A 22,755-nucleotide genomic window follows, 5' to 3' on the forward strand; every position below is an offset into this window, starting at 1 on the left:
CATTTCAGAACCGCTTGTGTACCAGGCGGCTCTGGCTCCTGCTTTTGTAAATGATGAAAAGATTGCCATAATCCTTATCGGCTATGCTGTCTATATTGGTTTTGGCATTAAGACTGCGGATTAACGGCAGCAGGGTGTTGCTGTGGCCAACAACAAGGATACGCTTACCCCAGTCATCTCGCCGGGAGATTTCGTACAGCAGAGATTCACCGGTACTGTCTGCCTGATAGGTAACGGTATCAATCCCGAGATGAATGCGGAGGGAATCGCCGGTTTGCCGGGTACGGTGGAAAGGCGTGGCATAGATGCGCTGGATGGAAGAATCCTTCAGGAGGCGGTATAGTTTACCCGCACGCTTTTCACCTTCCGGTGTGAGCGTGGAATCGCGGCCGGGGAACTTCTCGGCATGCCGCACGAGAAAGAAAGTACCGGTCAGAAACGTAGTGTCTTCCGCTACGGGCACCACTGGCCGCTCTTTTACCTTAGCAGGCCCGCAGCTTCCAAGAACCGCCAGCAGGAACGAACCGGCCATCATTTTACGCATCATCGGGTTATCTTGTTTAGTATCTTGTGCATCAAATTATAAAATATCCGCAATCAATCAAAAAACTGCTCCTGTTTAAGAGAATATGCCAACAATCATGAAACGCCTTACGCTACTCGCATCGCTTTGCGGGCCGGCCATCGCCTTCGCCCAGCAGGCACAGCCCCTTTCAGTTGAAAAAATCATGCGCGACCCGAAATGGATCGGCACATCTCCCGATAATATTTTCTGGGGGATAGATGGTAAAACCATTTATTTCAACTGGAACCCTGAAAAATCACCTGCAGACTCCCTGCACGCTATTACCCTAACTAACCACAAGCCTGTGAAAACAGTGCCTTCCGAAAGGTCGCACATACAGGCGTTGCAGAGTGGTACACTGAACCAGGCCCGCACCCGCCTCGTATACACCTGGCAGGGTGATGTATGGCTCCGCGACCTGGCCTCCGGTAAAGATACACGGGTTACCTATACTTCCGACCTGGAATCGGGAGCAGAATTCGGATTCAACGAAAGCCGCATCCTCTTCCGCCGCGAGCGCAATATTTACAGCTGGGACCCTGCTACCGGGGCCACCGAACAAATGACCGATTTTGTGATGGGCGCCAGGCCTCCCAAGCGCAGCGAATCCCTGTCGGATCAGGATAAATTCCTCAACAACCAGCAGCAGGAGCTGTTCCTGGTATTGCGTGAGAAGAAAGCGCAGTCCGACGCCGCCACCGCTTACAATAACAATCTTCCTAAACCACGCTCCCTCCGCTCCCTTTACCTCGACGACCGCTCTCTAAACGATGCACGTATGAGCCCGGACGGAAGGTTTGTCGTATACCGCGTATTCCGCGAGGCCATGGCACGTGGCACTGAGGTCCCTAATTTCGTGACTGACAATGCCTATACATCTGACCTCCGCAGCCGCTCCAAAGTAGGCAGCGCACAGCCCAGCTATGAATCGTTCGTATACGACCGTGAAAAAGATACCTCCTTCCCTATCCGTACCGCGCAAATCCCCGGCATCTACGATAAACCGGATTATGTAAAAGACTATCCCGGCCGCGATACCGGCAAAACCATCAGGCCCGTTATTATCAACGGCCCTTACTGGTCGCCCAAAGGCACACATGCCATCGTTCACATTCGCGCACAGGACAATAAAGACCGCTGGATCATGCTGCTGGACGCCGCTTCCGGCAAACTCACACCGCTAGACCGCCAGCGCGATGAAGCATGGATCAGCGGGCCCGGCATTAGCTGGGGCAGTCTCGGCTGGACCGATGAACAAACCTGCTGGTTCCAGAGTGAGGCCACGGGCTACAGCCATCTCTATACCCTCAATGTCACCAACGGTAAAAAAACTGCGCTCACCAGTGGCAAATATGAGGTGCTGACGGCTCAGCTGTCTAACGACAATAAGCATTTCTACATTACCACCAATGAAGTACACCCCGGCGAGCAGCATTTCTACCGTTTGCCGGTTAGCGGCGGAAAGGCAGAGCGTATCACGGCAATGAGCGGCGCCAATACGGTAAGTATGAGTCCGGATGAAAAGTGGATCGCTTACCGCTATTCCAACTCCAACCATCCCTGGGAAATGTATCTGCAGGAAAATAAAGCCGGAGTTCCCGCGCAGCAGATCACTGATAAAGCTATGAGCGATGAGTTCCGCTCGTATCCCTGGCGCGAAGCGAATGTAATTACTTTCAATGCCCGCGACAACCAGCCTGTGTACGCCCGGTTATATACACCCGAAGCTGCAAAGAAGAACGGTGCCGCCGTAGTATTCGTTCATGGTGCCGGATATTTACAGAATGCACATAAATGGTGGAGCAATTATTTCCGGGAGTATATGTTCCATAACCTGCTGACCGACCTTGGCTATACCGTACTGGATATCGACTACCGCGGTAGTGCAGGCTATGGCAGAGACTGGCGCACAGGCATTTACCGGCACATGGGAGGTAAAGACCTTACCGACCAGGTAGATGGCGCCAGATGGCTGGCAAAGCAGCATGGCATCGATCCTAAACGCATAGGTATCTATGGCGGCAGCTATGGCGGGTTCATCACCCTCATGGCCCTCTTTACCGAGCCGGATGCTTTTGCCGCAGGTGCCGCGCTCCGCTCTGTAACCGACTGGGCACACTATAACCACGGCTATACAAGCAACATCCTCAACGAACCGTTTACCGACAGCATCGCTTACCGCCGCTCCTCCCCGATCTATTATGCGGAAGGCCTGAAAGGCAAGCTGCTGATGTGCCATGGCATGGTAGACGTGAACGTGCACTTCCAGGACATTGTGCGGCTCTCCCAGCGGCTGATAGAACTGGGGAAAGACGGATGGGAGCTGGCCGTATACCCCGTGGAAGATCACGGATTTACAGAGCCCAGCAGCTGGACGGACGAATACAAACGGATCCTGAAACTCTTTGAAAACGAACTGCAGCGCCATTAAGGCGCTGCTTTTTTTTAAGTATATTTGGTAACACCATCCCTTGCAACCTTATGATATTCCGGAGAACACTGGCACTGGGGGCGCTCCTGCTGACCATTTCACTCACTTCCGCAGCGCAGCAACAGCCACGGTACCAGGGCCTGTTATGGGAAATCTCCGGTAATGGCCTACGGAAACCCTCCTACCTCTTCGGTACCATGCACGTGAGCAGTAAACTGGCATTCCATCTCAGCGATTCTTTCTACCACTGCATCCGCCAGTCGGATATGGTGGCGCTCGAAACCAATCCCGAACGTTTGCAGGAAGACTTTTCCAACAGCCGCATGTTCTTCCTCGGCAGCATGGCATCGCGCAGGCCACTTCAGCGCAAAACCCTTCCCGATCAGGCTTTCACCTTATCATCTTATGCAGATGCACTGGAAGCAGGGCTGGCTTACCGCCCTGAAATGATCAACCACCTGTTATACCGCTCCTATGCCATGCAGGAAGATTTCGAGGAAAACACTTTCCTCGACATGTACATCTACCAGGTAGGCAGCAAGCTCGGAAAAAAGGCTGCCGGCGTTGAAAATTTCGATGAATCGGAAAGACTGATGTTCGAAGCTTACCGCGAAGCCAGTCTCGACAGGCAGAACCGCAAACCGGGGCGTTCCGGTGGTTTCCGTAATACTTCCGGAGAACTGCTGAACGATGCTTACCGCAGGGGCGACCTCGATATGCTGGACTCCCTTTCCAACAAACAATCGGAGTCCCCTGCATTCCTTGAAAAGTTCCTGTACGTGCGTAATGAGAATATGGCGCATGCTATTGATTCCATCATCCGGAAGAGCAGTCTTTTTGCCGGAGTTGGGGCAGCCCACCTCCCTGGCGACCGCGGAGTGATCAACCTGCTCAGGAAAGCAGGTTATACCCTCCGGCCTATCCAATACGCCAACCGCGACAGTAAACAGAAAGATGAACTGGATAAAATGAAGGCGCCCGTTCAGTTCAGGGAATATACCGCAGAAGATGGCCGCTTTACCGTGGAGCTACCCGGTAAACTTTTCAACTTCAGCCGCCTCGTTTCTCTCAGCCAGCTGCAATATGCCGACCTCGCGAATGGAGCCTATTATCTCGTGAGCCGGATCAAAACCAACTCCCTCAGCCTGGGACAAACATCTGCGGATGTAATTGCCAGGATAGACAGTACGCTGTATGAATTTGTACCGGGGAAGATTACATCCCTCAAAAAAATCACGGACAATGAAGTACCGGGGTTTGCAATAGAAAGCCGCACCCGCCGTGGCGATCTGCAGCGCTACCGCATCTTCGTTACCCCGCACGAGATATTAATTTTTAAGATCAGCGGCAACGGGGATTATGCAGCCGGGCCGGAAGGCGACAGGTTCCTGCAATCCATCCGCCTGCGGGCTGATTATTCCAACAGTATTGTACCTAAAACACAATACCGTTCCGCCACCGGCGCGTTCAGCGCACAAATACCCGAAGCTCCCTTCTTTGCCAGTACCGTATCCCTTCCAGCTATGACCCTGCGGAATGAATACGAAATGCTGGACCGGAATACGGGCAACAGCTACCAGGTGTCGCGCATTCCGCTGCATAACTTTACACGGCTGGAAGAGGATACGGTAGAACTCTCGTTCGCAGAAGAATCTTTCCGCGCTTCCAAATCCATCAAACACGCTACCACCAGGAAAATCATCCGCTGGCAGGGCCGCGATTGCCTGGAGCAACAATATCAGAATACGGATAACAGTCACACCATTGCGCGGTTCTTCATTCAGGGGCCGCATACCGTGATGGTAACTGCCCGCTATACTAAAGACAAACCGGCAGCAGAGGCTTTCCTTGCCTCCTTCCGGCCGGAACTGGCGCAATACGGCACCATGAAGCAGGAACAGGATACCATGCTTCACTTCACCGTACAATCACCCGTAAAGGCATTGCAGGACGATATGGCTGAAGCCGTGGAGGAATCCCTCAGCTGGGGCCGCGCTTCCGGTGAGGTATCCCGGAATAAGGTGCGCTGGTTTGTGGCAGACAGTACGGGGGAAGTAGTACGCGTATCCGTCCGTAAATACAATCCGTATTATTCGATAGATAGTACCGAATACTGGCGCCTTGTTGAAGGAGACCTCAGTGAAGAAAACGATATGGTGATCGCCTCCCGGGAACGGAAATTTGAGAACGGAGCACACCATTTACTGTTGCAGATGAGAGACACCAACTCATCGCGCGCTATCATGCACAAAGTAATTATCCATAACCATATGCGGTACTGGGTAACGGCATTGATTGATCCGGCTGCCGGTCCCTCGGATTTTGTACGTACTTTCTTCAACAGCTTCCGCGTACTGGGCGATTCATCCGATCAGCAATCTATGTTTACAAAGCAGGGCCCGGCATTGATCCGTGACTTCACATCTCCCGACAGCACTATCCGTTCCGGCGCAAGATTATCTGCTGCCACAGCCAGCTTCCAGGATAATGACGCCCCTGCACTCATACGCCTGATACGTGGCTGGAGCGGGAAGGAAAAAGATTACATGCCATTGAAATCGTCCCTCATCGGCAATCTGGGCACATTGCATCATCCTGAAGTATTGCCTTACCTGAAGAGCGCCTACCTGGCTGCGGAAGACACTTCCACTTTCCAGCAGGCCGTGGCGCGGGCCCTCCTCATGCAGAAAACCACGGAAGCAAATGCACTCTTTAAAGAACTGGTGCTAACGGATATTCCCATCCTCGGAGATGGCGACCGCAGCTACGACTGGTTCTATCCCATGTACGATACGCTGAAGCTCAGCGCCGGCCTCTTCCCCGGCCTGCTGCAGCTCACCGCACTCACAGAATATAAAAGCAATATTTACCGCTTCATGGCTCAGGCGGTAGACAGTAGTGCCCTGGCGCCTTCCGTATACGAAGACCACCTCGGCCAGATAGCTTTTGACGCCCGCGCGGCCCTGCAGGCGCTGGTGGCAGCATCCCAAACGCAGGAAGAAGACCCCGAAGGCAAAGCAACATACGAGGAGGCAGATGATGATGTGAAGCAGTATGCCATACTCCTCCTTCCCTACCGCCATCAGAACCGTAATGCTGCCCGCTTTTTCAACAGCCTCGAGAAACTGAAGCACCCTGCCCAGCAGATTCACCTGATAGCATTGTACCTCCGCCGCGGAGTACCGGTGAAGGATAGTCTGCTCGAAGCCATTGCCGCCCAGGACCTCTATCGTACCGAGCTGTGGGAAGAACTGGAGAAAATAGATCAGTCTGCACGCTTTCCGGAGCGCTACCGCAGGCAGGAGCTACTGTCGCGCAGTGTGCTGATGACAGCACCCGCCTGGGCAAACCGGATAGATTCCGTAGTATATATCGGTAAACAGGCCACTACTTACCGGTTGAAAAAGGGAGTGGTGTATTTCTACAAATGCCGTATCAGGAATCAGGAAGATACCTGGCACCTGGCAGTTAGCGGCCTTCAGCCGGAAGATCCTAAAAAGTTGACTACAAAACTGGGCCTTGTAGAAGTTTCCCTGGAACCCATGGATGTGAAGGCTTCCATTGCTACCCAGCAGGAGAAGCTGTTACGGAAAGCACGCTACAGGAACCGGGAGCGCCCGGTTTACGAATAAACAAACCTGTTTCATGCATAAATTATCAGGGGGATATTGCTACATACATCTGTAGCATTATCCACCTGAAGATTTTTATAAGCAGTTTACTTTACAATCGCTTAATGGCACGCAGAATACCTTCCTTTTCCGCAACAGTTTGCGCCAGTGCATACGCCCGACGGTAATGGGATTCCGCTTTGGCAGGGTCGGTTTTACTGTTGAGTTCTCCCAGCAATACCCAATAAAAATGATTGTCTTCCAGCTGCAGCTTTTCCGCTTCTGCAAGAGCAGCCTTTGCACCATCGGCTTTATACAACGCAAAAGTACGGTTGAGTGCAGCGCTGGGGGAATAATGAATGAAAAGGAGTTCGTTATATAAAGCCAGTATCTCCTGCCACTTCTCTGGCGTATCTTCTTTCTGGCAATGCAGTAAAGCGATCCGTGCTTCGAGGTGATAGGAGCTGATGGAATTGCCTGATGCAGATAGCGCCAGAAACTGCATGCCCTGTGCAATCAACTCACGGTCCCACAGGGTTTCGTCCTGCTCTTCATACAAAACAATTTCTTCCCCGGCCTGTTGCCGTGCTTCAAAGCGGGATGCATGAAAACACATGAGGGCAATGAGTGCATAAGTGCGTGGCTGGGCGGTTACGGGGAAGGTGGTTAACAGCAATCCGAGGCGGAGTGCTTCGAGGCAAAAGTCTTTTTGCAGAATTACATCCTGCGTACGGCTGTAATATCCTTCGTTGAACAGCAGGTAAATGATGTGGAGTACGTTATCGAGACGCGCATCGAGCATATGCTCGGGCGGCAGCTCCATCCGGATGTTTTCGGTACGGAGTTTTTCTTTGGCGCGGAAGAGCCTTTTGTTGATGGTTTCTTTATTACTGAGAAATGCGGCGGCAATTTCATCTATCCCGAAGCCGCAAAGAATGCGGAGTGCAAGCCCTATCTGCGACTCACTGGCGATGGCCGGGTTGCAGATAGCGAAGATCATCCGGAGCTGGCTGTCCTGAATATTCTGTGCGGAGAAGTCGAGGTCGGTTTCCGCTTCTTCCGTATCCATGCCGGCCTTTACGGCCGGGAGTACTTTTTGCTGCCATACATCCCCCCGGCGGAAATGTGCCAGGGTTTTATGTTTGGCTACCACATACAACCAGGCAGCCGGATTCTCAGGCACTCCTTTCTCCGCCCAGTTTTCTGCTGCAGTCAGGAAAGTATCGCTCACAATATCTTCTGCGGTTTCGATATGCTCCAACCCGAACTGGCGGCTGATTACCGCCACCATTTTTGAAAACTCCTGCTGAAACAGCTGATCGATAGTGGTACGTTCCTGGCTCATGGTCACAAAATAAACGGTTCGCCTGCAAATGCAGGCGAACCGTATCTAAAATTATTTATCCCATTACCTGCCTGATCTCCACACTGCCGCCGTAATCAATGGCGGGGCAGCCATGTGCCAGGGTGGTAGCTTCTTCCAGATTTTCAGCACGTATTACAGTAAGGCCTCCCAGGCGCTCGCGGATCTCTACGAATGGCCCGTCTGTTACCACACCTCCCGGTTTAAGCACCTTCCCTGCTCCGGGAATGAGGCGGGTAGGCGGCATGGCCAGCCTGCCCTGAGCGGCAATTCCTCCCAGCCAGTCCTGCCACTTTTTTAAAAGTGCGGCCTGCTCTGCTTCGGGCAATTCAAGATGATCGTATGAAGGCTGACGGAATAATAATGCGAATTCTTTCATGTGATATGTTTTACAGGATACTTGAAATTAAAGAATAAATAGTTCAAACAGCAGCTTTGGTATTTAACATACCGGGCACGTAATTGCCGCCGGTGATACGGAAAGCAATATTGAAGCGGTTGTAGCTGTTGATGACCATGGTGGCGAAGGTAAGCTCCGTCAGTTCTTCTTCACTGAAAATTTCACGGGCTTCTTCATACACATCATCAGGCACTTCACGGTTGTTCAGGCGGGTAATAGCTTCGGCCCAGGCAAAAGCGGCACGCTCACGGTCGGTATAAAGTTCCGTTTCGCGCCAGCCGTCGAGCAATAAAAGGCGCTGGGTGGTTTCGCCCATGGCAAGGAGATCTTTCGAATGCATATCCAGACAGAAAGCACAACCGTTGATCTGCGAAACACGCATATAAATCAGGTGCAGCAACGGCTGTTCCAAAACAGGCGATCTGTGCAGGTAGGCGCCGAGAGAAAATAAAGCTTTGGTTACCGGGAAACCTTTTTCGATGGGATTGAATCTTTCAGACATGATGTTATGTTTTTAATGTGGTGAATTATTTGTTCTATACCCTAATAATGCACGGCTTAATCCCGATTGGACAATCCCGGAGAAATATTTTTAAAAATTATTTTTCCTCCCGCTGCTTTCAATAGCTGTCGATCCGCTTACAACTATGCTTTCATTTCATTTATTCATGATTAAATAATTGTATACAAATGGAAAATTACCTGAGTATCATACTTAATTGCCCGATAAATCTTACATTGAACCCGTTTTTGTTACTTATTTAACCTCTCAACTAACTGTATCCATGTGTGGAATCGTAGCCTATATTGGCCACCGGGAAGCTTATCCCGTAGTTTTAAAAGGATTAAAAAGACTGGAATATCGCGGATATGACAGCGCCGGAGTAGCCCTTCTCAACGGCGGAAAACTGAAAGTATATAAGAAGAAAGGGAAAGTGGCGGAAATGGAAGAGTATGCAATGGGTAAAGATGTGAAAAGCCATATCGCCATTGCTCATACCCGCTGGGCCACCCACGGAGAACCTTCAGACCGTAACGCCCACCCTCACCTCTCCGGAGACGGGAAGCTGGCCATGGTTCACAACGGCATTATCGAGAATTACATGCAGCTGAAGCAGGAACTCCTGAACAAGGGCCACCAGTTCAGCAGTGATACCGATACGGAAGTACTCATTCACTTCATCCAGGAAATCAAGCAAAGCAATGACTGTTCTACGGAAGAAGCCGTGCGTATTGCCCTGAAGCGTGTAGTAGGTGCGTATGTGATCGTGATCGTGGATGAAGATAATCCCGGTACGCTCATCGCCGCACGGAAAGGCAGCCCGCTGGTGATCGGCGTAGGTAAAGGCGAGCACTTCCTTGCTTCCGATGCTTCGCCTATTGTTGAATACACCAAAGAAGTCGTGTATGTAAACGATTATGAGATCGCCATCCTCCGGGCCGATGAACTGATCCTTAAAAACATCTCCAACGAGATCCAGACCCCCTACATCCAGAAGCTCGACATCGAACTGGCGGCTATCGAAAAAGGTGGGTATGATCACTTTATGCTGAAAGAAGTATTCGAGCAGCCGCAAACTATTTTCGATAGTCTCCGTGGCAGGCTGGATGCTAAATCGGGCACCCTCACTTTAGGTGGCCTCCGCGAACACCTCGATACCCTTGCAGCCGCACGCCGCATCATCATCGTAGCCTGCGGCACCAGCTGGCACGCAGGGCTCGTGGCAGAATATATTATAGAAGAGCTCTGCCGCATCCCGGTGGAAGTGGAATATGCATCCGAGTTCCGGTACCGCAACCCCGTAGTAGGTAAAGGCGATGTGATCATTGCCGTGAGCCAGTCGGGAGAAACGGCCGATACCCTGGTGGCCATGGAAAGTGCCAAAGAAAAAGGCGCTATCATCCTCGGTGTCTGCAACGTAGTAGGTTCCTCCATCGCCAGGCTCAGCAACGGCGGGGTGTATACCCACGCAGGCCCGGAGATAGGCGTAGCCAGCACCAAAGCCTTCACCGCACAGCTCGCTGTTCTTGCCATGATAGCCCTGAAGATCGCGCAGGCAAAGGGCAGCATCACCGAACAGCGCTTCCAGCACCTGCTCGATGAACTGCATGATGTATCCGAGAAAGTAGCCACCGCCCTCCTGCTCAACGACCAGGTGAAAGTCATCGCAGAGAAATACAAAGATGCCCGCGACTTCCTTTATCTCGGCCGCGGTTACAATTTCCCCATTGCCCTCGAAGGTGCACTGAAACTGAAGGAGATCAGCTACATCCATGCGGAAGGATACCCCGCTGCAGAAATGAAGCATGGCCCCATCGCACTGGTAGACGAAAACCTGCCTGTTGTGTTTGTGGCTACGAAAGACAGCTACTATGAAAAGATCGTTTCCAACATACAGGAAATCAAAGCAAGGAAAGGTAAAGTGATCGCCATTACCACGGAGGGCGACGCCATGATCCCTTCCATGGCTGATGATGTGATTGTAGTACCGGAGGCCGACGAACTGGTGGCCCCCATCATCTCCGTCATCCCCCTGCAGCTGCTGGCCTACCACATCGGTGTCAGCAAAGGGTTTGATGTAGACAAGCCCCGTAACCTCGCCAAGTCAGTAACCGTAGAATAAAGCGCGTATGAACCATATTGCCAAGATGCCCCTCAGCCAGCTGGGTTATCAGTTCGTTGAAGGGCGCTACCTGCCGAAAGGCCGCGATGAGTATTACCTGCGCGATCAGCAACGCGGCAAAGCCAGTGTGTACCGCAAACTGAAAGCCGGTGAAATCGAAACGCTGGTGCGGAACGATAATACTTCCGACGACTGGAACAACATCTACGTGGATAACGACTTCGATCCCAACCTTGTGCAGCACTGCCAGTTTTATGGTATTGTTCGCATCGGTAAGCTGGAGCCCTACTTCCTCGAATTCCATAACCTGCGGCTGCCTGTAGGACTATATTACAGCACCATCGCCTCCTGCGATTTCGGAGATAATGTGGTAGTTCATAACGTAAACTTCCTCTCCCATTACATTGTGGGGAACGAAGTTATTATCACGAATGTGAACGAAATGGCGGTTACCGACCATAGTAAATTCGGTAACGGCATCGTGAAAGAAGGTGAACAGGAGAATGTAAGGATTTGGATGGAGTTGTGTAACGAGAATGGAGGCCGTAGTGTGCTGCCTTTCGATGGCATGCTCCCCGGCGATGCCTGGCTCTGGACCCGTAACCGGGCGGACGATGGACTGCAAAAGCAATTCAAAGCCTTCACAGAAAAGCAATTCGATAAGCGCCGTGGTTATTATGGCGAAGTAGGCGACCGTAGTGTGATCAAGAATTGTAAGATCATTAAAGATGTAAAAATCGGGACAGACGCTTATCTCAAAGGCGCTAATAAAATAAAGAACGTAACCATCAACAGTGAAGCCGGTGCACCTTCCCAGATCGGGGAAGGCTGTGAACTGGTGAACGGTATTATCGGTTACGGATGCCGCGTGTTCTACGGAGTAAAAGCCGTACGCTTTGTGATGGCCTCCCACTCACAGCTTAAATACGGCGCACGCCTTATCAACTCTTACCTCGGCAACAACGCTACTATTTCCTGCTGCGAAGTACTCAATTCACTCATCTTTCCAGCACACGAACAACACCATAATAATTCTTTCCTCTGCGCGGCCCTTATCATGGGCCAGAGTAATATGGCCGCCGGTGCCACCATCGGCTCCAACCATAATTCCCGCGGGGCGGATGGTGAGATCATTGCCGGAAGGGGCTTCTGGCCGGGCCTCTGCGTGAGCCTGAAACACAACTCCATGTTTGCATCCTTTACGCTCATCGCGAAAGGAAACTATATGAGTGAACTGCATATCCCCTTCCCGTTTAGCCTTGTGGTGAACGATGAGCACGACAATACCCTGAAGATCATGCCGGGCTACTGGTTCCTGCACAATATGTACGCCCTGGCCCGCAACGCCTGGAAGTATATTGACCGCGACCGCCGGACCGATAAAACCCAGCATATCGAATTCGATTACCTTGCACCTGATTCCATCAACGAGGTATTCACTGCGCTGGAGCTGTTTGAAACCGCTGTGGGAAAAGCAATCGGAAAAGACCGTAAAGCCGGGCGCACCCTGCTTACTGAAGAACCACTGAAAGTTGCCGGGATGGAAATACTGGCAGAAGGATGTGAAAACTCCTCCCGCAAAGCGCAACTGCTGAAAGTGGATAAAGCTTATCCCCTGTTCCGCAAACTCGTTACCCTCTATGCCATGCGCAACCTGCTCTGCGAATACGCACGGTTCGGAGGATTCAGCGATCTGCAGGCTTTCCTCAAACAATGCCGCCGCACCCCATGGAGCAATGTGGGCGGACAGCTCATGCCGGAAGACCGCCTGAACGAAATCAAGCAACGCATCCGCAAGAATAAGATCAACAGCTGGGACGCGCTGCATGAAGCATACCGCGAAACCGGCGCCGTATACGACGAAGATAAACTCCGCCATGCCCTCGCCAGCCTGCTGGAACTGCATGGTCTTAAACCATCCGGACTCACACCTGACCTTTTGCACCAATTCCTGAATGATTCTGCAGAAACATTGGGTATTATTACAGTCAATATCCGCAAATCACGCGAGAAGGATTATCAGAACCCTTTCCGCCAGATGACTTACGAAAGCACGGAGGAAATGGAAAATGTGGTGGGTAAGCTGGATGAGAACAGTTTCATCCTGCAAACGGCGGAAGAATTGAAAGCTTATAAGAAACAAATAAAGGACCTGACGAAGAAATGGCAACTGTAAAAGAAAAGCAACGCTGTGGCTGGGCCGGAACAGACCCGCTGTATAACGAATACCATGATAAGGAATGGGGCGTTCCCAGCCACGACGATCATCACCTGTTCGAAATGCTGAACCTGGAAGGTGCACAGGCCGGCCTCAGCTGGTATACCGTGCTCATCAAACGGGAGAACTACCGCAAGGCATTCGATAACTGGGACGCGGAAAAGATCGCGAAATATTCAGAGAAGAAAGTGGAAGCGCTCATGCAGAATGCAGGCATTATCCGGAACCAGCTGAAGATAAGGGGCACTATCGCAAACGCAAAGGCCTTCCTCGCTGTACAGAAAGAATTCGGCAGCTTCTCCAAATACATCTGGCAGTTTACCGGCGGTAAAACCATCCGTAATCACTTTGCCAGTATGAAGGATGTGCCCGCCAAAACGGAGATCTCCGATGCCATGAGTAAAGACCTGAAGAAAAGAGGCTTCAAATTCATCGGCAGTACTATCTGCTATGCTTATATGCAGGCCTGCGGGATGGTAGACGATCATGTGAAGGGATGCTTCAAATATCACCCCTGATCCACGATAATCTTAAAAAGAAAATACCGGCCATAAGGCCGGTATTTTTTTGCGAACGTGCAGCGTTTTTCTGTGGGTTACAATAGACGGTTCGTGTACACGTTTGCGGGTTTTCCAACACAAACTTTATGGGTTCATGGCCATTTCAAGAATGGGCAGGCTGTTCACGAATTCTTTTGTGACAACTTCCACCTTTACTTTGGTCAATCCCCAATGAATGAATCCAAGTTTCTTAGCGGCTGCCTGTGTAAGATCCACGATACGGCGGTTAGCCGCATGCAGCCGGTCGGTAACGCGCACCACTACCCAGCGGTTGTTCCGCAAATTGGTAACCTTTATGAGGGTCCCAAGCGGAAGGGTATTGTGGGCTGCGGTCATTCCATTGTTATCAAAAATCTCCCCGCTGGCAGTTTTCCGCCCGTGAAACTTCTGGGCGTAGTAACTGGCCGTTCCAGTACCCGGCTTCTGCTGCGCCATGGCAGGAATAATTCCCGCCGAGAAGAGCATCAGGGTAGCCAGGGCATACTTCATCACTTTTTTTAATACATTTTTTTGCATGACGCCCAGAATTGGCAAATTTCCTGCCAAAAACCGTTAAAACGACTTAAAAGAGATGTTAAAACCGGGGCTTAAAAACACTATACACTCTCAACCAATCAATTATCTATTAATATTTCGCTTAACGATTTACTGTTGATGAAAGAATGATCTGTCAGGGTTGTGAGGAAGAGGTATAACTGCCTTTGCTCTTCCGGGCTTAAAGGTAGGCCATTTTTGACAATCGGGTCAATGGTGGGGGTTTGTTCTATCCCGTTGGAATAGTGCCGGAAAACGTTGAATATGTCGTAAAAACGGCCATCGTGCATGTAGGGAGGACTTTTTATGATATTCCGGAGCGATGGCACCCTGAATTTGAGGTAATCGCCCGTACTGTTAGTGATCCGCATACGACCGGCATCGTTCAGGGCCGGATTATAGGGAAGCCCGTTGTTCCGGAACGATCCGTCTGTAAACAGCGGCTCTTTGTGGCAGGATGCACATTTGGTTTGAAAAACAACATATCCGCCTGCTTCATCCGGTGTAAAGACAGCCTTTTTAGCGATCACACTGTCGTATTTCGAATTAAAGGAATTCATGGTAGCCATAAACTGTGAGAGGGCACGGAAGAGGCGCTGGCTATTGATCTCCGGCGTTCCGAATGCCCCTTCGAAGAGCGAACGGTATTTCTTATCGGCATTGAGGCGCTCTATCAACCGGCTGAGGTCCTCCCCCATTTCATTGGCATCGGTAATAGGCGTCAGTGGCTGAATATCCAGATGGTTAACTCCGCCATCCCACATAAAATCTCCCTGCCAGATGAGGTTAAAGAGAGAAGGCACCGAGCGGAAGCCCGTACGGTTATCGATACCATGGCTGAGCGGATGATCGAAATGGGCGAAAGCAGCAAACTGCTGATGGCAGAAACCGCATGATATGGTGCTGTCCCGCGAAAGGCGCGGATCATAGAAAAGGCGCCTGCCTAATGCCACGCCCTGTACAGTGGGCGGGTTCTGCGAAAGGTCGTATACCGGTGCCGGGAAATGAGCCGGCAGTTCTATTTTATAGGGTGTTGGCCCCGAAGGACCGTTATTGTCCCCCGACTTGCGGCAGGCCCAGAAGAGCCCCAGGATGAAGCAGGTATAAACCACGTATTTCTTCACAGGTCGGTGACGTTGGTAATACGGAACATGTTTTTATAATTCTCCGATATCTTAAAGGCAGCTTCCCCGGGAGTATGAATGGTAGCGGAAGTAGCGAACGAAACAGGATTAGGCTGCCTGAACCAGGCGTTGAGATCAGCCGAGAAGGTTACTTCAGGCGCACGGTCGGGCGCTACGTTGATGGAAATAGGCGTTTGCAGCCGGAAGTCCTGTACGGCATTGTATTGTCCTTTAAACCCTCCGATATGGAAATTAAGGATGTTATTCGGTGCGGTCGACAATGGAGAGGCACCTTCCATCTTCGCCATGATGTATCCGCTGTTCCAGCTCCAGAACATTCCTAATGCAGGATCGAGCGCATCCGTTTGTGCGCCGCTTACATTCCGGATACTGTCTACCCCCAGTTTAAACCCGATAGCCCGGTATTCTCCCTGCGGTGCGGGTACCAGGAAGGTTTTGGAATCGGGCTTGCTTTCATCCACGAGGTGGTAGGAAGCAGGCAGGCGTAAAATGGAATTATCCATTTTCACGAGGTAGATATTGCTGATGTAGTATTTGAAAGCGGAAACGGTGTAAGCTTCTGCAGAGGGGTTCTGGTATACCGTGGCTCCCAGCGCCAGGGGCACCGTGCCTACCGTATGCTCAAACCGGAGGCGGAAATTACCGTCTTTCCGGATAAGATCCTTTTTGCAGGCCGTGCAAAAGATCAACAACGTGAAAAGGAAATAGCAAGGCTTCATGCGGTGGGGGTGTGATCACTAAGTTACACAAAAAAACGCTGCAAAACCGGAAGGCCCTGCAGCGTTTTCTTTAATGACCGCCAACAAGTTAGCGTGTCTTATATCCTTTCATTCCATAAAACAGAACCACCACGAAGCAAATGAGCGGCACTACAAATGCCAGTGCGGTAGAAGCACTGTCTGCAATGGAACCCATTACGTAAGGCATAATTGCCCCGCCAACGATGGACATGATGATGAAAGAAGAACCTTCCTTCGTACGGGGACCCAGGTTTTTAACACCCAGCGCAAAAATGGTAGGGAACATGATAGACATAAAGAAGAATATCGCGATCAGGGCTACCACTGAAGTGATGCCCATTCCCATCATCACCACACCGCACAGTACGATATTGATCAAAGCATATACTGCGAGCAGCGTGTTAGGTGCAAACTTCCGCATCAGCGCAGTACCGGCAAAACGCCCTACTGTGAAAAGCCCTAAAGCAAGACCAAGCAGGCCTGAAGCTAATTTATCGGTACCACCTTCGCCCCAGTATTCCACTACATAGTTGATGAACAATGCTCCGATACCTACCTGTGCGGCAACGTAAAAGAACTGCGCTACTACTGCCAGTACAAAATGCTTTTGTTCCATCAGGCTGCGGCCTTTTGTATTTGCAGTGTTTTCACCATCAGTAGCCTCCTGGATCTCCGGTAAGCTGGTACGGTAGAACATGAATGCGATGAGCAATACAACCACTGCCATTACGATGTACACGAGCTGCACCGATTCCAGGTTCCCGGCGGATTCCGCTTCGCCGCCATGAAAGAAAAGCGCCATGCCGATATAGGGGCCGAGGAAAGAACCAAGACCGTTGAAGCACTGGCTCAGGTTAAGCCGCTGCTCAGAAGTGGAGGGCTCACCCAGTACGGTAACATACGGGTTTGCCGCAGTTTCAAGGAAAGTAAGGCCTGATGCGAGTACGAACAATGCCAGCAGGAAAAACTCGAAGCTGGCATAGTGCGCCGAAGGATAAAACAGGGCGGCTCCCGCTGCATAGAGCAAAAGTCCGAAGATGATGCCGAATTTATACCCGAACCGTTTCATGAGCATACCCGCGGGCAATGCCATCAGGAAGTATGCACCAAAATAAGCTGCCTGCAGGAGCGTGGAACGCGCCTTGTCGATAGACAGTGTATTCTGGAAGTGCTTGTTCAACACATCGAGCAGGCCATAGGCCAGGCCCCACATGAAAAACAGGCTGGTAACGAGGATAAAGGGAAAGAGAAACTTCTTACCATTGCCCGATGCGGTACCGGTGGAAGAATATTGCGTGGTGGTTGCGGCGCCTCCTGCCATAATTTTGTTTGTTTAAGGTGATATTGGATAACGGGAATTAGCTGATGGAACGGTCGAGGTGGGTATAACCACCATCTACATAAATGATCTGTCCGGTAGTGTGGGAAGAGCGGCCAGACAGCAGGAACACCGTCATATTCGCAATTTCTTCCGACGTGGTCATTCTCTTCTCCAGCGGAATTTTAGATACGATGGAAGCCAGTTTCGCTTTCGGATCGGAAAGGGAATTGATCCAGTTTTCGTACAGCGGCGTCCACACTTCGGCAGGGTTCACGGTATTCACACGTACGGAATGCGGCAACAGCTCCACCGCCCATTCACGGGTAAGGGCGTTGATGGCGCCTTTGGATGCTGCATAACCCGATGTGTTCCCCTGCCCTGTTTCTGCTACTTTAGAGCCGATGTTGATGATGGCTCCTTTGGCAGTTTTAAGATAAGGCAGTGCAAAATGCGCGAGGTTGTAGTAATGCGAGAGGTTATTCTGCAGGGAGGCCATGAAGCGCTCGGGGCTTCCGCTTTCCAGACCAACACCATCGTTGGCACCGGCGTTATTGATCAGCCCGTCGATACGGCCATACTCTTTCACGGTAGTGTCGATCACGTGTTTACAATCTTCTACTTTCCCCAGCTCTGCGCGGATGCCGAAAGCTTTACCACCTGCGGCGCGGATGGCGCTAACGGCTTTTTCATTATCTGTTTCACTTCTTCCTGCTATCACGGCAACGCCGCCTTCCTGCGCAATCAGTTCTGCAATAGCTGCGCCGATACCTTTGGCACCGCCTGTTACGATCACTACTTTATCCTGTAACCCGAGATTCATGTTGTGGTATAAATTTAAGAGATGTTATAAAATGCCGCCGCATTGCCGCCCATGATCCGGGCTTTTTCTGATGCGGAGAGGCTGGCGATGAAGGAATCCACGATCCCTTTCTGCCGGGTGTAATCTGCCGCCAGCAGGCACACCGGCCAGTCGGAGCCGTACATAAGGCGTCCGGGGCCGAAGGCTTCCAGCACGATATCGAGATACGGCCGGAAGTCGGACTCTTTCCAGTTCTGCATATCCGCTTCTGTGACCATGCCGCTCAGTTTGCACTGTACGTGCGGCCACCGGGCTATGCGGCGGATTTGCTTGGTCCAGTCGCCGATTTCTTTCTTTTTGATGTATGGTTTAGCGAGGTGGTCGATAACGAAGGGCTGTTCCGGATGCATTTCCACAAACTGCTCCACGGCGGGCAGCTGGTGGGGGAACACGAGGATGTCGTAAGTAAATCCGTGCTTCTTCAGCGCGGAGATGCCTTTATTGAAATCTTCCCGGAGCAGGAACCTATCATCGGCCTCGCCCTGTACGATATGACGAAAGCCTTTCACCAGCGGCTGCCCTGCCCAGTAAGCGAGCCTTTCTGCTACCTGCGGCGAGCGGAGGTCCACCCATCCTACCACGGCTTTCACGAAATCATTTTCCAGCGCACAATCGAGCAGGAATTGTGTTTCGGCTTCAGACTGATCGGCCTGAACGGCCACGCAGCCATCTATACCGGCGGTTTTAAGAAGGGGTGCCAGGTCGGCAGGCAGGAAATCACGGCGGATGACGTTCATCTCTTCCGTGATCCAGGCGTCCCGCACAGGGTCGAAGCGCCAGAAGTGCTGGTGTGCATCAATTGTCATAACGTTGCTGGTTGCGTGGTTTGTATCAGTTATTACAATGAAAATACCTTATCCATCATCACCCACTTTTCACCGGGTTTGGCTGCGGGGATGGCCTGCTGGTATTTCCACATCAGCGTTTCCCACTCCTGCACTTTCGGATTGGCAGCATCCATGGCCGCCTTCCGGTCAAACGAGAAATCCGCTCCCACTTCCATGATCATAAACATACGGTTGCCCGCACGGTATATTTCACAGGCTTCCACACCTGCACCACGAATGCTTTCCAGGATCTCCGGCCATACTGACCGGTGGTACGCTTCGTATTCTGCAATAAGCGCCGGATCATCTTTCAGATCCAGCGCCAGACAATATCTCGTCATATCCTTATTTTTTCCAGGCTTCCGCCGTTTGTTTGGAAGTACCCAGTCCTTCAATTCCCAGTTCCACCACGTCTCCCGGTTTAATGTAGATCTGGGGGTTGAAGCCCAGGCCAACACCAGCAGGGGTACCGGTAGAAATCACATCGCCCGGGATCAGGGTCATGAACTGGCTGAGGTAAGAAACGACGAAAGGTATGTTGAAGATGAAGTTGGAGGTGTTGCCATCCTGCATGGTTTTACCGTTTAAGGTGAGCCACAGGCGCAGGTTGTGTACATCTTTAATTTCATCCTTGGTTACCATCCAGGGGCCGAGGGGCGCAAAGGTATCGCTGGATTTGCCTTTTACCCACTGGCCGTTTCTTTCGAGCTGAAACTCACGCTCGCTGTAATCGTTATGGAGGGAGTAGCCGGCCACATAATCCATGGCTTCGCTTTCTTCCACATAGCTGGCTTTCTTACCGATTACTACGGCCAGTTCCACTTCCCAGTCGGTTTTCACACTGTTGCGGGGGATCACGAGGTTATCGTTAGGCCCTACCAGCGAAGAGGTGGATTTAAAGAATACGATAGGTTCCGAAGGGATTGCGGCGCCGGTTTCACGGGCGTGGTCGGCATAGTTAAGACCGATGCAGATGATCTTGGAAGGGCGTTGAACGCAGGGGCCAAGACGGGTGCCGGCAGGTACCTGCGGACAGCCGGCGCCATTGGCAGCCCACCATTTTTGCAAACGGGCAATACCGTCAGTTTCAAAAAAGCGCTCTCCGAAATCTTCTCCGAAAGCTGATACATCAAACATACCGTTGTCTGTTGCTACACCCGGTTTCTCTTCACCCGGCAATCCGAACCTGATTAATTTCATATCCTTTGATTATTTAACTGTTTTCATTTGTTTGTACCCGATGCGGCCATTCACGACCTTTACCTGGTAGATATCTTCTGTTTCTCCGTCTTCCATCTCCAGCCCTACCACGCAATGATCATCTGCCACTGCCATAATGTAAGGCTTGGTGCCTTTAGGCGTTGGCAGATCCACATCACGGCGGATGCCGCCGAACTCCATGTAAACTTTCACATTATCCGGAGTAGCATCGCGTAAGTCTACAATAAAGTCTGCGATGATTTTGCCGGAGGTGAGTTGCTTCTTATAGCTCGTTACTTTTTCATAATTATTGATGGCATCACCCAGCCCCATGTCTTTTTCCATATACTGGTAGATGCGCTGCGGGGGTGAAGGCACCCAGAGGATGCGGAGCGATCTGCCATCCTGCGTACCATGGTAATAACGGGTATCGCGGTTGGGCTTGATGAACCCGATCCATACGCTGTTGGGTGCATCCCACAGTACTTTATACAGCGAAGTATCTGTGAGGTTCTGCATCAGCGGGAGGTCGTTGAACGACTTCTCATATTTAAGCGAATCGATGTTCCAGAAGAAGGTAACTTTCGAAGTGTCTTTCTCGCGGTCATCGATTTTCACCTGCAATGTTCCTGCAGGCTTGGCGGGCGTAACGGGCGCTTCGCCTTCGTGGTATTTTTTGCTTTTCTCATCTCCGGAACCTCCGCATGCGCAGAGGGTAAAGAGGAATATGGCGGGTATCAGTTTCTGCATGTATTAGTTGTTCAGTTTGATAAAGCCACCGTCGATCGGGTAATCGCAACCGGTGATGAATCCTGCTTCATCGGAACAAAGGTACAGTGCCAGGTGCCCTACTTCCACCGGTTTAGCCATGCGGCCGATGGGCTGTGTTTTAGACAGCTTTTCAAACATCTCGGCTTCTTTACCGGGATAGTTTTTGGCGATGAACCCGTCTACGAAAGGCGTATGCACACGTGCGGGAGATACACAGTTTACGCGGATACCGGCAGACAGGTAGTCTTTCGCGGTGGAAAGCGTCATGGTCAGTACCGCGCCTTTGCTCATGGAGTAAGCGAAGCGGTCGGGGATGCCCACGCTGGAAGCGATGGAGGCTATATTGAGGATCACGCCGCCGCCCTGGGCTTTCATCTGCCCGATTACGGCGTACATGCAATTGTACGTTCCTTTTACATTGACGTTGAAAACACGGTCGAAGTCCGCTTCGGCAGTATTTTCCAGGTTACCTACGTGGGCAATGCCTGCACAGTTCACCAGTATGTCGAGCCGGCCGGTAGTGGCCGCTACGTTTTTCATCACGGTGGTAACTGCAGCCTGATCCGCCACGTTTACACCATGAACGAATGCTTTACCGCCTTCAGCGGCAATTTCATCTGCCGTTACTTTACCGGCTTCTTCATTCAATTCCAGTACGTGAACGGTGGCGCCTGCCTGCGCAAAAACCTTCGCAACTGCCTGACCGATACCGCTGCCGGCACCGGTAATCACAGCAGTTTTACCATCTAATCGGAACAAACTCATCTTTCTGTTAATTTAAGGGTTCTAAAATACCTCAATTTGAACCAGTATTGCAATTCTTTTTTAGCCTCATTCTGTACTTTCTTGACTATTTTTAAGCAGATCTAAATCGATACTCGTGAAAAATCTATTTATACTAAGCATTTTATTACTATCCACGCGCCTTTCCGCCCAGCAAATACCGCTTAACCAATACGGCCTCGCTGTGGTAAAAGATACGCTGACCTACCAGTCGCTGGTTAAAACAGACCCTTCGCAGGAGCTGGTGCGTGTAACGGCGATCCCTATTGATGTACGCTATGCCACAGACAGTAATTTTACCCGCACCGTGCTATACCCCTACCCGGCCGTTTACATCCGCCGCCCGGTGTATGAAGCGTTGCTGAAGCTGCAGGATATGCTGGAACCCATGGGCCTCAGCCTGAAGATATACGATGGTTACCGCCCTTACCGTGTTACGGAAAAGATGTGGGAAGTGGTGCCGGATGAGCGTTATGCCGCCGATCCTAAAAAAGGCTCCGGCCATAACCGCGGTGCGGCGGTAGACCTTACCATCATTTACGCCAAAACCGGTAAAGAGATGGAAATGCCCACGCCTTATGATGATTTTACAGAGAAAGCGCATCACAACGCCCCCGGTGTAACGGCAGAAGCTGCGGAAAACCGCCTGTTGCTGCGTACTTTAATGGAAGCCCATGGCTTCGTGGCGCTGGAAACGGAATGGTGGCATTATGCACTCAAAGGCGCCATCCGGTTTCCGCTCATGGATATACCGTTTGAGCACTTGCGATAAATTTTATAGTTTAACGGCCTAATAATTACTC

At 51.2% G+C, this 22,755-nt stretch carries 20 protein-coding genes; 6 read left to right on the top strand and 14 right to left on the bottom strand.

Annotated elements, in window-relative coordinates; translation table 11 throughout:
* Positions 1-4: 4 nt before the first annotated feature.
* Positions 5-547: a SixA phosphatase family protein gene (locus tag DEV76_RS08550; protein ID WP_109697180.1), complete on the bottom strand. Its 543-nt coding sequence runs from the start codon at positions 545-547 to the stop codon at positions 5-7.
* A gap of 94 nt (positions 548-641) precedes the next feature.
* Between DEV76_RS08550 and DEV76_RS08555 the strand changes: the two genes are divergently transcribed.
* Together DEV76_RS08555 and DEV76_RS08560 are read left to right on the top strand one after the other, a co-directional pair.
* Entirely contained in the window at positions 642-2,996 is a 2,355-nt protein-coding gene (locus DEV76_RS08555) for a S9 family peptidase (RefSeq protein ID WP_198651989.1), read from the top strand.
* A gap of 50 nt (positions 2,997-3,046) precedes the next feature.
* The gene (locus tag DEV76_RS08560; protein WP_109697184.1) at positions 3,047-6,628 is read left to right on the top strand and encodes a TraB/GumN family protein; all 3,582 of its coding nucleotides are present in this window, start codon (positions 3,047-3,049) and stop codon (positions 6,626-6,628) included.
* A 91-nt stretch (positions 6,629-6,719) separates the two neighbouring features.
* On the opposite strand, the gene DEV76_RS08565 is transcribed toward DEV76_RS08560, so the two are convergent.
* From DEV76_RS08565 to DEV76_RS08575, 3 genes are read right to left on the bottom strand one after another with little or no spacing between them, the layout of a single operon-like run.
* A complete protein-coding gene (locus DEV76_RS08565) occupies positions 6,720-7,952 on the bottom strand; it encodes an RNA polymerase sigma factor (RefSeq protein ID WP_109697186.1) in 1,233 nt (410 codons plus the stop codon).
* A gap of 55 nt (positions 7,953-8,007) precedes the next feature.
* Complete coding sequence (locus DEV76_RS08570) at positions 8,008-8,349, bottom strand: YciI family protein (RefSeq protein WP_109697188.1); 342 nt, start codon at positions 8,347-8,349, stop codon at positions 8,008-8,010.
* Between the two features lie 43 nt (positions 8,350-8,392).
* The gene (locus DEV76_RS08575; protein ID WP_109697190.1) at positions 8,393-8,872 is read right to left on the bottom strand and encodes a carboxymuconolactone decarboxylase family protein; all 480 of its coding nucleotides are present in this window, start codon (positions 8,870-8,872) and stop codon (positions 8,393-8,395) included.
* A 283-nt stretch (positions 8,873-9,155) separates the two neighbouring features.
* On the opposite strand from DEV76_RS08575, the gene glmS reads away from it, so the two are divergent.
* The 3 genes from glmS to DEV76_RS08590 are packed head-to-tail and all read left to right on the top strand — an operon-like array spanning position 9,156 to position 13,730.
* Positions 9,156-10,994 (top strand): glutamine--fructose-6-phosphate transaminase (isomerizing), encoded by a 1,839-nt coding sequence (gene glmS / locus DEV76_RS08580; RefSeq protein WP_109697191.1) that lies wholly within the window; start codon positions 9,156-9,158, stop codon positions 10,992-10,994.
* A 7-nt stretch (positions 10,995-11,001) separates the two neighbouring features.
* Complete coding sequence (locus DEV76_RS08585) at positions 11,002-13,170, top strand: DUF4954 family protein (protein WP_109697193.1); 2,169 nt, start codon at positions 11,002-11,004, stop codon at positions 13,168-13,170.
* Positions 13,158-13,730: a DNA-3-methyladenine glycosylase I gene (locus DEV76_RS08590; RefSeq protein ID WP_109697195.1), complete on the top strand. Its 573-nt coding sequence runs from the start codon at positions 13,158-13,160 to the stop codon at positions 13,728-13,730. Before DEV76_RS08585 ends, DEV76_RS08590 begins: the two co-directional genes overlap by 13 nt.
* A 126-nt stretch (positions 13,731-13,856) precedes the next feature.
* Here DEV76_RS08590 and DEV76_RS08595 read toward each other — a convergent pair whose 3' ends face one another.
* The 10 genes from DEV76_RS08595 to DEV76_RS08640 all read right to left on the bottom strand — a co-directional run bounded on the left by DEV76_RS08595 (position 13,857) and on the right by DEV76_RS08640 (position 21,934).
* On the bottom strand, positions 13,857-14,288 hold the full coding sequence (locus DEV76_RS08595) for a septal ring lytic transglycosylase RlpA family protein (protein ID WP_109697197.1): 432 nt from the start codon (positions 14,286-14,288) through the stop codon (positions 13,857-13,859).
* Between the two features lie 98 nt (positions 14,289-14,386).
* On the bottom strand, positions 14,387-15,430 hold the full coding sequence (locus DEV76_RS08600; RefSeq protein ID WP_109697199.1) for a cytochrome-c peroxidase: 1,044 nt from the start codon (positions 15,428-15,430) through the stop codon (positions 14,387-14,389).
* Positions 15,427-16,170, bottom strand: coding sequence for an MbnP family protein (locus tag DEV76_RS08605; RefSeq protein ID WP_109697201.1), 744 nt, complete (start codon positions 16,168-16,170; stop codon positions 15,427-15,429). The genes DEV76_RS08600 and DEV76_RS08605 overlap by 4 nt, the downstream gene beginning before the upstream one ends.
* A gap of 88 nt (positions 16,171-16,258) precedes the next feature.
* Positions 16,259-17,512, bottom strand: a complete 1,254-nt coding sequence (gene fucP / locus DEV76_RS08610; protein WP_109697203.1) for an L-fucose:H+ symporter permease — start codon at positions 17,510-17,512, stop codon at positions 16,259-16,261.
* 37 nt (positions 17,513-17,549) lie between these two features.
* Positions 17,550-18,332, bottom strand: a complete 783-nt coding sequence (locus tag DEV76_RS08615; RefSeq protein ID WP_109697205.1) for an L-fucose dehydrogenase — start codon at positions 18,330-18,332, stop codon at positions 17,550-17,552.
* A gap of 14 nt (positions 18,333-18,346) precedes the next feature.
* Entirely contained in the window at positions 18,347-19,177 is an 831-nt protein-coding gene (locus DEV76_RS08620; protein ID WP_109697207.1) for an amidohydrolase family protein, read from the bottom strand.
* A 32-nt stretch (positions 19,178-19,209) separates the two neighbouring features.
* Positions 19,210-19,539 carry an L-rhamnose mutarotase gene (locus tag DEV76_RS08625; RefSeq protein ID WP_109697209.1) on the bottom strand — a complete coding sequence of 110 codons (330 nt, stop codon included), beginning with the start codon at positions 19,537-19,539 and terminating at the stop codon, positions 19,210-19,212.
* 4 nt (positions 19,540-19,543) lie between these two features.
* Entirely contained in the window at positions 19,544-20,398 is an 855-nt protein-coding gene (locus tag DEV76_RS08630; protein ID WP_109697211.1) for a fumarylacetoacetate hydrolase family protein, read from the bottom strand.
* A 9-nt stretch (positions 20,399-20,407) separates the two neighbouring features.
* Positions 20,408-21,148, bottom strand: a complete 741-nt coding sequence (locus DEV76_RS08635; RefSeq protein ID WP_109697213.1) for a hypothetical protein — start codon at positions 21,146-21,148, stop codon at positions 20,408-20,410.
* Positions 21,149-21,151: 3 nt separating this feature from the next.
* Entirely contained in the window at positions 21,152-21,934 is a 783-nt protein-coding gene (locus DEV76_RS08640) for an SDR family NAD(P)-dependent oxidoreductase (RefSeq protein ID WP_232826910.1), read from the bottom strand.
* Positions 21,935-22,049: 115 nt separating this feature from the next.
* Between DEV76_RS08640 and DEV76_RS08645 the strand changes: the two genes are divergently transcribed.
* A complete protein-coding gene (locus tag DEV76_RS08645) occupies positions 22,050-22,724 on the top strand; it encodes a M15 family metallopeptidase (protein WP_157962787.1) in 675 nt (224 codons plus the stop codon).
* Positions 22,725-22,755: the final 31 nt, after the last annotated feature.

The sequence above is a fragment of the Chitinophaga deserti genome, assembly GCF_003149455.1.
GTDB lineage: Bacteria > Bacteroidota > Bacteroidia > Chitinophagales > Chitinophagaceae > Chitinophaga > Chitinophaga deserti.